10 protein-coding genes and 1 other annotated feature are annotated in these 16,921 nt (G+C 28.9%); of the genes, 9 read left to right on the forward strand and 1 reads right to left on the reverse strand.

Going from position 1 to position 16,921, the window contains the following annotated elements:
- The first annotated feature begins 43 nt into the window (after nt 1-43).
- Nucleotides 44-275 (forward strand) — a binding site (T-box leader).
- 55 nt (nt 276-330) lie between these two features.
- The 5 genes from pheS to mprF all read left to right on the forward strand — a co-directional run bounded on the left by pheS (nt 331) and on the right by mprF (nt 9,692).
- Entirely contained in the window at nt 331-1,350 is a 1,020-nt protein-coding gene (pheS, locus tag RWY47_RS00445) for a phenylalanine--tRNA ligase subunit alpha (RefSeq protein WP_021428375.1), read from the forward strand.
- A gap of 15 nt (nt 1,351-1,365) precedes the next feature.
- Nucleotides 1,366-3,756, forward strand: coding sequence for a phenylalanine--tRNA ligase subunit beta (gene pheT, locus RWY47_RS00440; RefSeq protein WP_021428416.1), 2,391 nt, complete (start codon nt 1,366-1,368; stop codon nt 3,754-3,756).
- A 28-nt stretch (nt 3,757-3,784) separates the two neighbouring features.
- The gene (zapA, locus tag RWY47_RS00435) at nt 3,785-4,363 is read left to right on the forward strand and encodes a cell division protein ZapA (protein WP_021428492.1); all 579 of its coding nucleotides are present in this window, start codon (nt 3,785-3,787) and stop codon (nt 4,361-4,363) included.
- A gap of 73 nt (nt 4,364-4,436) precedes the next feature.
- Nucleotides 4,437-6,836, forward strand: a complete 2,400-nt coding sequence (locus RWY47_RS00430) for a DUF3656 domain-containing U32 family peptidase (RefSeq protein WP_224170641.1) — start codon at nt 4,437-4,439, stop codon at nt 6,834-6,836.
- Nucleotides 6,837-7,157: 321 nt separating this feature from the next.
- Nucleotides 7,158-9,692, forward strand: a complete 2,535-nt coding sequence (gene mprF / locus RWY47_RS00425) for a bifunctional lysylphosphatidylglycerol flippase/synthetase MprF (protein WP_224170642.1) — start codon at nt 7,158-7,160, stop codon at nt 9,690-9,692.
- Between the two features lie 36 nt (nt 9,693-9,728).
- Here mprF and RWY47_RS00420 read toward each other — a convergent pair whose 3' ends face one another.
- On the reverse strand, nt 9,729-11,177 hold the full coding sequence (locus RWY47_RS00420; protein ID WP_150841920.1) for an aminoacyl-histidine dipeptidase: 1,449 nt from the start codon (nt 11,175-11,177) through the stop codon (nt 9,729-9,731).
- Nucleotides 11,178-11,319: 142 nt separating this feature from the next.
- On the opposite strand from RWY47_RS00420, the gene RWY47_RS00415 reads away from it, so the two are divergent.
- The 4 genes from RWY47_RS00415 to RWY47_RS00400 form a co-directional block, all read left to right on the forward strand.
- Nucleotides 11,320-13,698: an endonuclease MutS2 gene (locus RWY47_RS00415; RefSeq protein ID WP_224170643.1), complete on the forward strand. Its 2,379-nt coding sequence runs from the start codon at nt 11,320-11,322 to the stop codon at nt 13,696-13,698.
- Nucleotides 13,699-13,709: 11 nt separating this feature from the next.
- Complete coding sequence (locus RWY47_RS00410) at nt 13,710-14,159, forward strand: DUF523 domain-containing protein (RefSeq protein WP_024619978.1); 450 nt, start codon at nt 13,710-13,712, stop codon at nt 14,157-14,159.
- A gap of 70 nt (nt 14,160-14,229) precedes the next feature.
- The gene (gene argS / locus RWY47_RS00405) at nt 14,230-15,930 is read left to right on the forward strand and encodes an arginine--tRNA ligase (RefSeq protein ID WP_150841922.1); all 1,701 of its coding nucleotides are present in this window, start codon (nt 14,230-14,232) and stop codon (nt 15,928-15,930) included.
- A 275-nt stretch (nt 15,931-16,205) separates the two neighbouring features.
- A partial coding sequence (locus tag RWY47_RS00400) for a hypothetical protein (RefSeq protein WP_316030203.1) occupies nt 16,206-16,921 on the forward strand: 716 nt, incomplete at its 3' end.

Raw genomic sequence — 16,921 nt, forward strand, 5'->3', positions numbered from 1 at the left:
TTCACACTATATATGATATAATTTACAATCAAAGTTTAATATTTAAAATACTATGAAAGAGAAAAGTATTTTAATAGTCCTTAGCGCAGAGATAAGTACCTAGGCTGAAAGTACTTTCTAAGTTATTAAAAGAAGTTCCCTCTGGAGTATCATGGCTGAAATTTAAGTAGGTTATGACGTTTAAAACACGTTACGTTTTTCGAGTGGTTTGAATTATTTTTAATAAATCAAGCTACTAGGGTGGTACCGCGAAACAATAGCCTTTCGTCCCTAGATAGGGATGAAGGGCTTTTTTTGATGTATAAAAATTAAAGTGAAAGGGTGAATATAGTGCAAGAAAAACTACTTAATTTACAACAAGCAGCATTAAGTGAAATAAAAGACATGCAAGATATAGAGCAAATAGAGTCTTTAAGAGTTAAGTACTTAGGAAAAAAAGGTGAAATAACATCTATATTAAAAGAAATGGGTAAATTATCAGCTGAAGAAAGACCTGTAATAGGAAAGGTTGCTAACGAAGTTAGAGAAGCGATAGATACTGCTATAAGTACTAAAAAAGATGAATTAAAAAATATTGAAAAGCAAAGAAAATTAGCTGAAGAAGTTTTAGATGTAACTATGCCAGCTAAAGAATTTAAAGTAGGTAAAAAACATCCTATATCTCAAATTATAGATGAAGTAAATGAAATATTTATAGGAATGGGATTCTCGATAGCAGAAGGACCAGAAGTTGAAACAGTTGAAAATAACTTTGATGCATTAAATGCACCAAAAGACCATCCATCTAGAGATATGAGTGATACATTCTATATAAATGATGAATTATTACTTAGAACTCAAACATCTCCAGTTCAAGTTAGAACAATGAAAAATGAAGAGTTACCAATAAAAATAATATCTCCAGGTAGATGTTTTAGATTTGATGCTCCAGATGCAACACATTCACCAATGTTCCATCAAATAGAAGGGCTTGTAGTCGGAAAAGATGTTACTATGGCTCAATTAAAAGGAACATTAGATATGTTTGTTAAGAAGTTATTTGGAGAACATACTAAAACTAAATTTAGACCACACAACTTCCCATTCACAGAGCCAAGTGCAGAAGTAGATGTTACTTGCTTTAAGTGTCAAGGCGCAGGATGTCAGATGTGTAAAGGTGAAGGTTGGATAGAAATATTAGGAGCTGGTATGGTACATCCAAATGTATTAAGAAACTGTGGAATAGACCCTGAAGTTTATAGTGGATTTGCTTTTGGTATGGGTCTTGATAGAATAACAATGCTTAAGTATGAAATAGATGACATAAGACTATTATTCGAAAATGATATGAGATTTTTAAATCAATTTTAATTAGGAGGATTTGATATGTTAGTACCTTTAAAATGGCTTAGAGACTACGTTGATATAGATAGAGAAACTCAAGAATTCGCTGATATGATGACTATGACTGGTTCAAAGGTTGAAAAAGTAGAGTTCTTCGGAAAAGAAACTAATGGAGTTGAAGTATGTAAAATACTTGAAATAGAACAACATCCAGATGCAGATAGATTAAAGGTTACAAAAGTTGAAGTGGCTGATGGTCAAATACTTCAAATAGTAACTAATGCTACAAATATAAATGTTGGAGATTATGTTCCAGTTGCAAGAATAGGAGCTGTTCTACCAGGTGATTTTAAAATAAAAAAAGGTAAATTAAGAGGAGTTCTTTCAGAGGGAATGTTCTGTGGAGCAGAAGAATTAACTATACCTTCTCAATATGTAGAAGAACATAAAAAAGATGGAATATATATATTAGACCACCAAGATTCATTTGAACTAGGTATGGACGTAAGAGAAGCATTAGGAATAAATGATGCTTTAATAGAATTTGAAATAACATCAAATAGACCTGACTGTAGATCAATAATAGGAATAGCTAGAGAAGCTGCAGTAACTTTAGGGAAAGAGTTAAAATATCCACAAATAACTGTAAATGGATCTGATGAAGAAATGAAGTTTGAAATAGATGTTCAAACAGAATTATGTAAAAGATACTGTGGTAAGGTTATTAAAGATGTTAAAGTAGGGCCTTCTCCATATTGGATGCAAAGAAGACTTATAGAGGCAGGTATGAGACCTATAAACAATATAGTGGATATAACTAATTATGTTATGTTAGAACTTGGTCAACCACTTCATGCATTTGACTTAGAAGATATAAAATATGATAAGATGATAGTAAAACTTGCACAAGAAGGTGAAAAATTTACTACATTAGACGGTGTCCAAAGAACATTAACATCAGATATGTTAGTTATAGGAAACCAAGATAAGACTTTAGATTTAGCTGGTATCATGGGAGGAGAAAACTCTGAAGTAAAAGATAACACTACATCTATATTCCTTGAAGGAGCAAGTTTTGCAAAGGAAAATATAAGAGCAACATCTAAAAAATTAGGATTAAGAACAGAAGCTTCATCAAGATTTGAAAAAGGAATAGATGTAAATCTAACAGAAGCTGCTGTAAATAGAGCTTGTCAATTAATAGAAGAATTAGGTTGCGGTACAGTTCTTAATGGTATGCTTGATTATTACCCTAAAAAGGAAGAAGTACAAAAAATAACTGCTAACCCAGAAAGAATAAATAAACTATTAGGTGTTAATGTACCTATGGATCAATTTATAAATATACTTGAAAGATTAGAGTTTAAGTGTAATTTAATTTCATCTGATAAGTTAGAATTAGAAGTACCAAGTTTTAGATTAGATATATGTGAAGATGCTGATATATTAGAAGAGGTTGCTAGAATATATGGATATGAAAATATACCATCTGCAACTTTAGAAGGTAATGCTACAGCAGGAGTAAAAACAAATAAACAAAAATTTATGGATAATGTAAAATCTAATTCTATAGCTGTTGGATTAAATGAAATTTTAACATATTCATTTGTAAGTCCAAGAGGAGTAGATAAGCTAAACTTAGCTGAAGATGATGAGAGAAGAGAATTTGTTAAAATTATAAATCCTTTAGGTGAAGAAACTTCTGTTATGAGAACTACTTTAATACCTAACATGTTAGATGTAATATCAACAAACTTATCTCATAAAGTTGAAGAAGTTTATGCTTTTGAATGTGGAAATACATTTAGACCACAAGAAGGATTACCTGTAGAAACGAAGAAATTATCTATAGGAATGTACGGAAAAGAAGTAGATTTCTTCTCTATAAAAGGTGCAGTAGAAACTATATTAACAAATGTTGGATTTGATGGATACGAAGTTGAACCAGAAACTAAAAATTTAACATTCCACCCTGGAAGATGTGCTAAATTAGTGTATAATAATATATGTATAGGGACATTCGGAGAGCTACATCCAGATGTACTAGAAAACTATGATTTAAATCAAAGAGTATATGTTGCAGAGATAGATATTGACTTAGTATTTGAGAACTTAAATAATTCTAAAGTTTATAATCCATTACCTAAATATCCAGCAACTACTAGAGATATAGCTTTATTAGTTAAGGATGAAGTGTTTGTAAAACAAATAGAAGATATAATAAAAGCTAATGGATCAGATATATTAGAAAGCTATCAATTATTTGATGTTTACAAGGGAGCTCAAATAGAAGAAGGGCACAAATCTATAGCATACTCAATAACTTACAGAAGTAAAGATAAGACTTTAACTGATGAAGACGTAGCAAAAGTTCATGATAAGATAGTAAGTGAGCTAAGTGAAAAACTAAATGCGAATTTAAGATCAAATTAATTAAGAAACAAATGTAGGGGGGGTTAGGATGAACAAAGTTACAGTAAAGATACATGGATCTGAATATCCTATGGTATCTGAAAAATCTAAAGATTATATGATAAAAATAGCTCATTATGTTGATGAAGAAATGAGCAGAATAGCAGAAGCTAATTCAATGCTTAGTACATCTCAAGTAGCTATATTATCAGCATTAACGATTACTGATTTGCTATTTGAATGTTCAGAAGAAAATGATAAGCTAACTAAAGAGAATAAAGAATTAGTTAAAAAAGCAGAAAAACCTAACCAAGAAGTTCAACTAGAGATGAAAAAAATAAAGTTAGAACTTAATAATAAAGTTGAAGAGCTTGGTAAAAAACAAGATGAAATAGATTCTCTAAATGAAGAACTAAAAAATAAAGTTAATGTATTAGAGGGAATGAATCCTCTTAAAGAAGAAATTGAAGAACTTAAAAAGAATTTAGATGAAGCTAATGAGAAAACTGAAATAGCTGAAAAGTTAGCTTCAGATTTCCAAAACAAATTATATGATTTACAGTTGAAAAACATAGAGTTAGAACAAGAGTTAAATTATATAAAAGCATCTGGAAAACTTTTAAAATAATAGAATACTTTTAGAAACCTTCAGGAAAAATAACCTGAAGGTTTTAGTTTTTAATGACAATAAGGAGGTAGTTATGAATACAGAATTACTAGCACCTGTAGGTAGTTTTGATGCGTTAAAAGCAGCTGTACAAAATGGAGCAAATGCAGTTTATTTAGGTGGAAAAGAATTTAGTGCTAGAGCCTCAGCAAATAACTTTGATAGAGAAGAATTAAAAGAAGCTGTAAAGTATGCGCATATAAGAAATGTAAAAGTATTTGTAACGGCAAATACGCTTATAAAACAATATGAAATAGATGATTTTCTTAATTATATAAAATATTTATATGATATAGATGTTGATGCAGTTATACTTCAAGATATAGGAATGGCTAAACTAATAAAAAGTTTACTACCAGACTTTGAATTACATGCAAGTACACAAATGGTTGCTCACTCTCTAGAAGATACTTTATATTTACAAAACATTGGATTCGATAGAGTTGTTTTAGCTAGAGAACTTAATATAGATGAAATTGAACATATATGTAAAAATACTGATGTTGATATTGAAATATTTGTACATGGAGCATTATGTGTATGCTATTCAGGTCAGTGCTTAATGAGCAGTATGATAGGAAATAGATCTGGAAACAGAGGTAGATGCGCTCAACCATGTAGACAAAAGTATGAATTAATAGACATAAATTCAGGCAAAGTTATAGATACAGAAGGCGATTATTTATTAAGCCCTAGGGATTTAAATACAATAGAGGAAATAGATAGAGTTATAGAAGCTGGAGTACACTCTTTAAAGATTGAAGGAAGAATGAAACGTCCAGAATATGTAGCAACTGTAATAAGTAGTTATAGAAAAACTATAGATGCATATTTAGAAAAAAATCAAGTAAATGTATCAAATGAAACTATGAACAATTTATATACTATATTCAATAGAAAGTTCACAAAAGGATATTTATTAGGAGAGGTTGGAGAAGATGTTATGAACTCAAATCGACCTAATAATGTAGGACTTTATATTGGAAAAGTAATTGATTACAATAAAAAAGCTAAACGCTTAAAAATTAAATTAGAGAATACACTTAAAAAAGGTGATGGAATTAACTTAGGTGGAGGAACTATAGGAAGAATTATTAAGCAAAATAATACAATAAGTGATATAGGAGAAGCTGGAGAACTTATAGAATTAGATTTTATAGGAGAAGCTAAAAAAGGACAAATCGTATATAAAACATCAGATAGTGATTTATTGAATACTATTAAGAAATCATTTGAAGAAGATGTTGAAAATATAAAAATTCCTATAGATGCGACTATTGAATTAAAGCTTGGACAACCTCCAAAACTTAGACTAAAAGATGGGTATGAAAATGATATAACTGTTACAAATGAAAAGCTTGTAGAGAAAGCTATGAAGGTTGCTCTAAGTGAGGAAAAAATAGTATCTCAAATAAAGAAACTAGGAAACACAGCATATGTATTGAGAAATATAGAGGTTGATATAGATGAAGATATAAGTTTACCAATAAGTATATTAAATCAACTTAGAAGAGATGCTATAGATAAATTAAGTAATGAAAGAGTCGTTATAAAAAATAGAAACTTCAAAGATTCTTTTATAAAGTACTCACCAAAAGTTATAAAAGAGGATAAAGACATAAAACTAAGAGTTAAAGTTAAGAATATAGAACAATTAAAAACTGTGTTATTATATGATATAGATGCAGTATATTATGAAGACATAAACACATTAAAAGAAGCTAAAGAAGCTTGTTACAATAATATAAAACTTATCTACTCTCCTCCTAGAATTCTTAGAAATAAAGATTATGCTATTTTAAATAAGGTTGAAAAAGTACCTGTACAAGCTGGAAATTTAGGTTGTGTAAATTTATATAAGGGAAAAGATATATATATAGATAGCTACTTAAATTCTTTTAATAGTGAAACTATAAATCACTATAAATCAGAAGGCGCAAATACGATTTGTTTATCTCAAGAGTTAAATTTAACAGAAATAAAAGATATGTTAAAGTACACTGATAGTGAAATAGAAAGCATAGTTTATGGATATACACCTCTTATGATTAGTGAATACTGTCCAATGGGAGTTTTAGTTAGAAACTGTAAAAAAGATAAAAGAAGTTCTATTTGCAACAAGAGTTTATATGCACTAAAAGATGCTAAAGATGGGACTTATAGATTATCTCAAGATATTTTCTGTAGAACTAGTATATACAATTCTAAACCACTATGTGTATTAGAAGATTTAAGTGAATTAAATAAAGCTGGCATAAATGTATTTAGAATAGATTTAACATTTGAATCAAATGAAGAAATAAAGTCTATAATTGAAGCTTTTGAAGAGTGTATAGAAAATGATTTTAATATAGGCATAAAATCTAAAAAATTATATAAAGAGCTTGAAAATACTGGATTAACATCCGGTCATTACTATAAAGGTGTTGAATAATAAAAAAGGATAATATGTATACTAATATTACATATTATCCTTTTTTATGCAACTAAACACATAAGAAATTTTTTGTGTAAAAATATATAAAATGAAGTCACAAAATGTACACAAATATTGAAATTTGGAGAGTTTTTTGTTAAATTATGTAAATTAGGGTATAATTTAAAATTGTGTAAGTATATTTTATAAATTTAATTTATGCAACTAGTCAGATAAGTTATAATATAGTGTATTGCTTGTGCGGATTTTGTAAAAAAATATATAAATATGTACAAGTTTATTACTGTTGATATACAAACTAAGGGAGGGATTTGATAAATGAACAAGCACAAATTGTTTAAATGGCTAAAAATAATTTTTGCATTGGCAATTTTCATTGTAGTAATTAAAGAATTTAAAAATGTATTTGAATCCTTTAATATGGATGTATTTAAAAGGTATGCAGATAAGTTAACAGTGTCAAACATGCTAATAATAGTTTTATTAGGAATAATATCTTATTTACCATTAAGTTTATATGATTTTATACTTAAAAAAAGAGTTGGAATAAAATTAAACAACCTTAAATTATATAAGTATTCATGGATAGCAAGCTCTATTGCTAGTATAGCTGGATTTGGAGGTAGTACAGCAATAGCGCTAAAAACTAATTTCTATAAAGATCACGTTAAAGATACAAAGCTATTAGTAAAAGAAATATCTAAGATAGTTGCTTTAAACCTTACGGGATTTTCGATGGTTTGTTTTGTTTATGTTATAACGAACTTTGGAGAAATAAAACTAAATCAATTTGTAAGTATAATGACAGTATTAATAAGCACTTATTTTCCTATATTATCAATATATTTAGTATTTAAATTTTTAAAATCAACAGCAGATCAAAAAACAGATATAAAAGATGCTGTTATTATAATGATTATATCTGCTTTAGAGTGGGTTACTACGATATTCTTAATATACAGCACTATAAGAATTCTAGGAGAACCAGTTCCTGCTGCAAAATTCTTACCAATATTTGTAGTTGCAATTGTTGCAGCAATTGTAAGTATGGCTCCAGGTGGAATAGGATCATTTGATATAACGATGATACTTGGTCTAGAAACTTTAAATGTACCATCAGAAAAGGTATTATTAGCAATGTTTTTATATCGTGTTTCATATTATATAATTCCTTTACTTATAGGACTTTTATTATATGCTCAAGACTACTTTAAGAACTTAAATGATGATGTAAAAGATATAATAATGACAACTTTATCAAAAATTGCACATATAGGGCTAGTATTGCTTGTATTATTATCAGGTGTTAGTTTGCTAATAACTGAAGCAACTCCTGATTTAGCTCGGAAATTTTTTATATTAAATAAAGTATCTAGTTTTTCGATAGTTCATATACCACAAAGAATATCTATAGTTATAGGATTCTTATTAATTGCAATGTCTAGAGTAATGATTTATAAATCAAAAGGAATTTATAAACTAACACTAACATTAATAATTGGAGCAGTTGTAATTACTCTTATAAGGGATCCATGGTATTATAGAAGTGCTTACCTAGCAATAGTTGCAATCTTATTGTGGGTTGGTAAAAAACAATTTTATAGAGAAAGCTTCGTAATGAGATGGGGAGTATTTATACAAGATATAATCTTGCTATTATCTTTCCAAGGTTTATACATTTACACAGTTTATGCAAACTTAAATGGGAAAATAGGAAAATTACCTATTGCAAACTATAAGATACAATCTATCAAACATTATGGATTATCTTTACTAGGATTAAGTATAAGCGGACTTATAATTGCTATATTTTTATTATGGATGATTTATAAGATAAATAAAGATAATGATTTTCCTCGCAGACATATAGATGAATGTGAAGACGATGTTAAAAATATAATTGAGAAGTTTGGAGGATCTCCATTAATACACTATATTTATTTAAAAGATAAATTTGTATATATAAATGAAACTAAAGATGTTTTACTTCAATATCAAATATCAGCTGATAAAATAGTAATACTTGGAAATCCAGTAGGAAACAAAGAAAAAGTACTTGATACTATTGAGAATTTTTACAATTTAGCTGATTTATATGGGTACTCACCAGTATTCTGTGCTATAGATAAAACTATGATGCCTGATTTACATGAAACTGGTTATGAGTTTATGAAATTAGGTGAAGATGGATTAGTTGACTTAAAAAACTTTACACTAGAAGGTAGAAAAATGAAAAGTGTAAGAAATGCACTTTCTAGAGTAGAAAAAGAAAATTATACATTTGAGATTATACATCCACCATTTTCAGATGAAATGTTTGATCAATTAAAAGAGGTTTCGGATGAATGGTTAGGGGGAAGGCAAGAGAAAGGATTCTATATAGGATTCTTTGATAAGGAATATTTAAATAAACAACCAATAGCTATAGTCAGAAATAATGAATATGAGATAAAAGGCTTTAGTAATTTAATGCCTATGTATGATAACAACAAAACATTATCAATAGATTTAATGCGTTTTTCACATGAAACATGCAATGGAATAATGGATTTTATATTTGTAAATCTATTTAAATGGGGAAAAGAGCAAGGTTATGAAAGATTTAATATGGGTATGGCTCCTTTATCTAATGTAGGTAGATCAAAATACTCATTTTTATCAGAAAAAATAGCGGCACAAATATATTCTCATGGACAAAATTTCTATTCATTTAAAGGATTAAAAAGATTTAAAGAAAAGTATTGTGATATATGGGAAAGTAAATATATGGCGTATAGAAAGAAAACTTCATTACTTACAACTGCATTACAAATAATAATTGTTGCTGAAAAGCCAATAGATAAATTGAAATAAAAAAACTCCTCTAATTTAGAGGAGTTTTTTATTTTACTACTTCATAGATTTTAATATTGCTACTAAGTAGTTCCATGTATTTTCAGTTGAAGATATGCTTAAGTGCTCATTTGGAGTATGAACATCGTACATATTAGGTCCAAATGATATAGCTTCAGCATGAGGCATCTTGTCAAGTAATAAACCACACTCAAGACCAGCATGTAAAGCCATTATTATAGGATCTTTACCTGTAAGATTTTTAAATGCTTCAACACATATTTTTTCTAATTGTGAACCTTTAGTATATTCCCAAGCTGGATAGTCACTAATTAATTGAAGACTTCCACCAAACTCAGATATTAAAAGATCCATTCTATTTGTTATGTCTTCTTTAAGTGATTTAACAGAACTTCTAACAGCACACTCAAATGTAACTGAAGAATCTGTAGTTCTAACAACACCTAAGTTAGTAGAACTTTCAACTAGGTTTTCTATATCCATACTCATAGTTTGGATAGCATTTGGTATTAAGTTAAGCATTTTTATAACTCTATTTTTAGAAGTAGAGTCAAGTATTGATTCAGGTGAATTAGTTTCAGAACATACTATTTCAAGTCCTGGATCAGAAGTGCTTAATTCATGTTTAAATGTATTAGTTATATCTTTTACGTGAGTTAAAAACTCATCTATTTGATCGTTGTTAACCATTATTACACAATCAGCTTCACGAGGGATAGCGTTATTTTTAGAACCGCCTTCAACCTTTGCAATATCAAAATCAACATGTAAAGAATTTAAAAGTCTTCCTAATAACTTATTAGCATTTCCTCTTTGTTTTATTATATCCATACCAGAGTGTCCACCAAGTAATCCTTTTATTTCTAATAAATAAGCTTTTCTAGGAGTTTCTGGTTTTACAAAGTTAACTGGTAAAGTTGATAAAGCAGTTACTCCACCTGCACAACTTACTAAAAGATAACCCTCTTCTTCTGAGTCTAAGTTTAATATGTATTTTCCTTTTACTAAACTACCATCTAGTGCCATTGCACCAGTCATACCAGCTTCTTCATCAACAGTTACAAGAACTTCTAAAGCTGGGTGAGCTATATCATTAGAAGCAAGTATAGCAAGTCCCATAGCAACAGCTATACCGTTATCAGCACCTAAAGTTGTATCAGTTGCATATATATAATCTCCATCTATTCTTAATTTGATTGGGTCTTTCATAAAATCGTGATTAGTACTTTTATTCTTCTCACAAACCATATCCATATGACCTTGAAGTACTACGCCAGGCGCATTTTCATATCCAGGAGTTGCTGGCTTTCTTATTATTATATTTAGACTTTCATCTTGAATAGTTTCTAACCCTAAGCTTTCACCAAAATTACGTAAGTAGTCACTTATAGCTTTTTCATTTTTTGATCCTCTTGGTATTTGAGATATCTCTTCAAAATACTTAAAAACTAAACTAGGTTGTAAATCTTTTAAAACACTGTTCATAAAAAACATCTCCTTGCTAAAAATTAAATTAAATTATATATATCACAAAATAGATTTGATTATGTATAATATATAAATAGTATAGTACAAAATTACATAAAATACACTTAAAATTTACATAAAAATTTCTTTAGGAGGAAGCATGAATAAAAAATCGTTGAAAATTTTAGAGTTTGATAAGATAACATCATTATTAAAAGAAAAAGCTTCGTCTTCTTTAGGGTTAAAATACATCAATGAATTAGTACCTAGTTCAGACTATGAAGAAGTCAAATATATGCTAGAAGAAACTAGCGAAGCTCAATCGATACTTATAAAAAAAGGTGGAATAAACCTACAAGGTCTACATGATGTAGAAGATAAAGTTAAAAGAGCAAAAGTTGGAGCGTCTATAGATCCTGGAAGTTTATTAATGATAGCAGATACTTTGAGGGTAGCGAGACTTTTAAACAACAACTTATCTTCAAGTGAAGAAGAAGATTTCAACTACCCAATAATACAAGCATTATCAAGTGGGCTATATACTTATAGGGAAGTAGAAGACAAGATATACAATGCTATAGTTAGTGAAGTGGAAATTTCAGATAGCGCTTCAAGTGAATTAAGATCTTTAAGAAGAAAAATAATACAAAAAAATCAATCTATACGTTCTAAATTAAATGGAATAATCAGTTCATCAACTTACCAAAAATATTTACAAGATGCAATTATATCAATAAGAGGAGATAGATTTGTAGTACCTGTAAAGGCTGAATATAGAGGCCAAGTATCAGGTATAGTTCACGATCAATCGTCATCAGGAGCAACTTTATTTATAGAGCCTATGAGCATAGTTGAGATGAATAATGAACTTAGACAATTTAGATTAAAAGAAAAAGAAGAGATAGAAAGAATACTAAGTGAATTATCAGCTATCGTTGGAGAGATAAGTGATGATATATTAAGTAATCAAGAAATTCTAGGAAAGATAGATTTCGCATTTGCAAAAGGTAAATTATCATTAGCATTAAAAGGTATAGAACCAAAGCTAAATAAAGAAAATTATATAAATATAAAAAATGGAAGACATCCTTTATTAGATAGAAAAAGCGTGGTAGGAAATGACATAAGACTAGGTGAGGAGTTCCATACATTAGTTATAACAGGGCCTAATACAGGAGGTAAAACTGTTACGATTAAAACTGTAGGACTATTTGCGCTTATGGTACAAAGTGGGTTACACATACCTGCAGACTATGGAACGAGTATGTGCGTTTATGACAATGTATTTGCAGATATAGGAGATGAGCAAAGTATAGAACAAAGTTTATCTACATTTTCATCTCATATGACTAATATAGTATCTATATTAAATGAAGTAACTGAAAACTCATTGGTAATATTTGATGAGTTAGGAGCTGGAACAGATCCTGTAGAAGGTGCAGGACTTGCAATAGCAATACTTGAAGATGTAAATATGGCAGGAGCTAAATGTATAGCGACTACTCACTACAGTGAGATAAAACACTATGCACTTACTAAAGAGGGTGTAGAAAATGCAGCAGTAGAATTTGACCTAGAAAACTTAAGACCAACATATAGATTATTCATTGGAGTTCCAGGAAAATCTAATGCATTTGCAATATCTAAAAGATTAGGGTTAAGTGATTATGTAATAGATAGAGCTAAAGAGTTTATAGATACAGATACTATAGCTGTTGAAGATGTAATTCATAGCTTAGAAAAATCAAGAGTAGAAGCTGTTGAAGAAAGAGAAGAAGCATCTAGATTAAGAAAAGAAATTCAAGAGCTAAAAGAAGAATATGAATCTAAGTTAGATAAAATAGCAGCTCAAAGAGAGCGATTATTAGAAGAAGCTAGGCAAGAAGCCTTTAGAATTACGAGACAAGCGAAAGAAGAGACAGAGGCGGTTATAAAAGAGCTTAGAAGATTAGAACAAGAAAGCATGTCTAAAGATAAAAATAGAAAAATAGAAGAATTAAGAAAAGAAATCTCAAATTCTATGGGTGCATTACAACCAAGTGTAAAAAGTATGATAGTTCCAAAAACATCATCAAGAGAAATAAAAGAATTAAATCCTGGAGATGAAGTAAAGGTAATAACTTTAAATCAACAAGGATCTGTAGTTACAGCAGATAATAATAAAAAAGAAGCTGTAGTTCAAATAGGAATAATGAAAATGAACTTGCCATTTAAATCTTTAGAAAAAGCTAAAAAAGATCCAAAGTCTACAGTTACAAAGGCTACTAGAAATGTTATAAAATCTAAATCTGGAAGAGTTAAAAATGATGTGGATTTAAGAGGTATGACTTTAGAAGAAGCTAGAGAAGAGGTAGATAAATACCTTGATGATGCATGTTTAGCAGGGCTTGAAAAAGTAACTGTTATACATGGGATAGGAACAGGAGTATTAAAAAGTGGAATAACTGAAATGTTAAAAAAACATAAACATGTAAAATCTCAAAGACCAGGTCAATATGGCGAAGGTGGTATGGGAGTTACAATAGTAACTTTAAAATAAGGAGATAAAAAATGATATTAGTATCAGCGTGTTTATTAGGAATAAACTGTAAATATGATGGCGATAATAACAACCATGAAATAGTTAAGAAATATTTAAAGGGCAAACAATTTGTTTTAGTTTGCCCTGAACAATTAGGTGGATTAAGTACACCAAGAATTCCATGTGAAATTGAAAATGGAAATGGATTTGATGTTTTATCAGGTAAATGTAAAGTTAAAAATAAAGATGGAATAGACACAACAGAAAATTTTATAAAGGGTGCTAAAGAAGCTTTAAAAATAGCACAATTATATAATTGTAGTGAAGCAATTTTAAAGGAAGGAAGTCCGTCTTGTGGAAGTAATAAAATATATGATGGAACATTTACAGGAAAAAAAATTAATGGGCAAGGTGTTACAGCTGCAATCCTAAAAAATCAAGGAATACACATTATCAATGAGAAAGATTTGGAAAAGTAGACAGATACTTGAAAAAAAGTATAATTTGTTTTATCATAAAGTGTTATAAGAATAAGGAAGGAGTACTGATATGCAAGATTTTAAAATAGAAGTAGCCAAATCGTTAAAAGAAAAAATAGAAGATTTATCTTTAGAAGAAATAGTTGGGTTAATAGAAATACCACCTAATAGTGAGATGGGAGATTACGCATTTCCATGCTTTAGATTAGCAAAGGTATTTAGAAAAGCTCCAAATATGATAGCTGCAGATTTAGCTGAAAGTATAGAAGCAAAAGATGCTATATCAAAAGTTGAACCAGCGGGAGGATATGTTAACTTTTTCGTTAATAAATCTCAATTAGCTAAAAATGTTATAAATGATGTATTAACTCAAGGAAAAAAATACGGACATAGTGAATTAGGAAAAGATAAGACAGTAGTTATAGACTTCTCATCTCCTAATATAGCTAAGCCTTTCCATATAGGACATATAAGAACAACAGTTATAGGAAATGCTTTATATAAAATATATGATTCTCAAGGATACAACACAGTAAGAGTAAATCACCTTGGAGATTATGGAACTCAATTTGGTAAGCTTATAGTAGCTTTCAAAAAATGGGGAAATAAGGAAGCAGTTGAATCTAACCCAATACCAGAACTATTAAAACTGTACATACAATTCCATGATGAGGCTGAAAAACATCCAGAAATGGAAGATGAAGCTAGAGCTTGGTTTACTAAATTAGAAAATGACGATAAAGAAGCTAAAGATTTATGGCAGTGGTTTAGAGATGAAAGTTTAAAAGAATTCTCAAGAGTATATGACTTATTAGATATAGAATTTGACTCATATGCAGGAGAAAGTTTCTATTCAGATAAAATGGATAGAGTAATAGATATAATAAAAGATAAAGGATTATTAGAAGAATCTGAGGGAACAAACATAGTAAACCTAGAAGAATATAATATGACACCAGCGCTTATAACTAAAAAAGATGGGTCAACATTATACATGACTAGAGACTTAGCTGCTGCACTTTACAGAAAAGAAAATTATGATTTTGAAAAGTGTATATACGTAGTTGGATCTCAACAAAGTTTACACTTCCAACAACTATTTAAAGTCTTAGAGTTAATAGGATTTGAATGGGCTAAAGATATGGTTCACGTTCCATTTGGAATGGTAGCATTAGAAGAAGGTACAATGTCAACTAGAAAAGGAAGAGTAGTATTTTTAGAGTCTGTATTAAGACAAGCTATAGAGAAAACAAAGGAAACTATGTTAGCTAAAAACCCAAATGCTGAAAATGTAGATGAAATAGCTAAACAAGTTGGAGTTGGAGCTGTAGTATTCCAAGAACTATCTAATAGTAGAATAAAAGACTATACTTTCTCATGGGAAAGAACATTAAGCTTTGAAGGTGAGACAGGTCCATATGTACAATATACTCATGCTAGATGTTGTTCTGTTTTAAGAAAAGCTAACATGGATGTAACTGCAGATGTAGACTATAGCGTATTAAGTGATGCTGACAGTTCGGAAGTTTTAAAATTAATAGCATCATTTAATGATAGTATATTAGCATCAATGAGAAAAAATGAACCACATATAGTAACAAGATTTGTATTAGATTTAGCACAAGCATTTAATAAGTTCTATCATGATAATCCTATATTAGTAGATGATATAGAAGTTAAAAAAGCTAGAGTAGCATTAGTTGCAGCTACAAAACAAACTATAGAAAATGCTCTTTCTATATTAGGTATGGGTGCGCCTGAAAGAATGTAGTAAATACGCGTTTGTCGAAAAATAATACTTTACATCTAAATTTGGGGTATTGTATAATTAAATTAAGAAATGGCTCTGAAATATGAGTTTATTAGAATCAAAAGATATATATGGAAGTAGAGTATATAAACACTATTCTACTCCCCCCCTACATTTACGGCAGCTAATAGCTGCCTATTTTTTTTAAAAATCAAAGCTATTATATTATAAAAGTATATCAAGTTAATTAATTGATAAAACTATAAAATAGTTTGAGGGTTAGGAAGGTAGTATCTATGAAAGAAGAGTTATTAAAAAAAGCATATATAAATGCATTTAGCATTGAGGATAAATATATAAAAAATATGATTATCTTGAATACTAAGTCTTTAATTGATGATTTAGCTCAGAGATATGTAAAAATAGATAAAAATAGATTAAGAGATGAATTACTTTATTATAGATTTTATGGTGAAAAGCTAGATGATATAAATATAGTAAATATTTTATTACCAGTTATAATATCCAATACAAACATGAAAAAAAGTGAAGAAGAAGTTGTAAAAGTTATAAAGTATTATGTATTGTATAATAAGAAAAATGAATATATGAATGATTTTTTAATTTCTAGTTTAATTTACAATACATTAATTCACTCTATTATAGAAAATAAAGACATAGAGTATGAAGAATTGATGCAAAAAATTAAATCAACGATAATTGAATTTACATATGAGATGGAAAAAGTAGAAGTTATTAAATTTGAAATGAAGAGAATACAAGTAATTCAAAGTATAGATAGATATATAGATTTAAAGATAAAAGACTATGAAGATAGTGACATAATAAATAACCTGTTAAATGTAATATATGATGTATACATAAATGATAGAGATACTCAAATACAAGGAATAAAGAGCATAAAAAAATCTATATTATCTATTTTAGGCTTTGATATAAATGAGAAGATAGATAATATAGATTTTATAAACTCTATGGCAGAATATATTAT

Source organism: Paraclostridium sp. MRS3W1 (assembly GCF_032465715.1).
In the GTDB taxonomy this organism is placed as follows: domain Bacteria; phylum Bacillota; class Clostridia; order Peptostreptococcales; family Peptostreptococcaceae; genus Paraclostridium; species Paraclostridium dentum.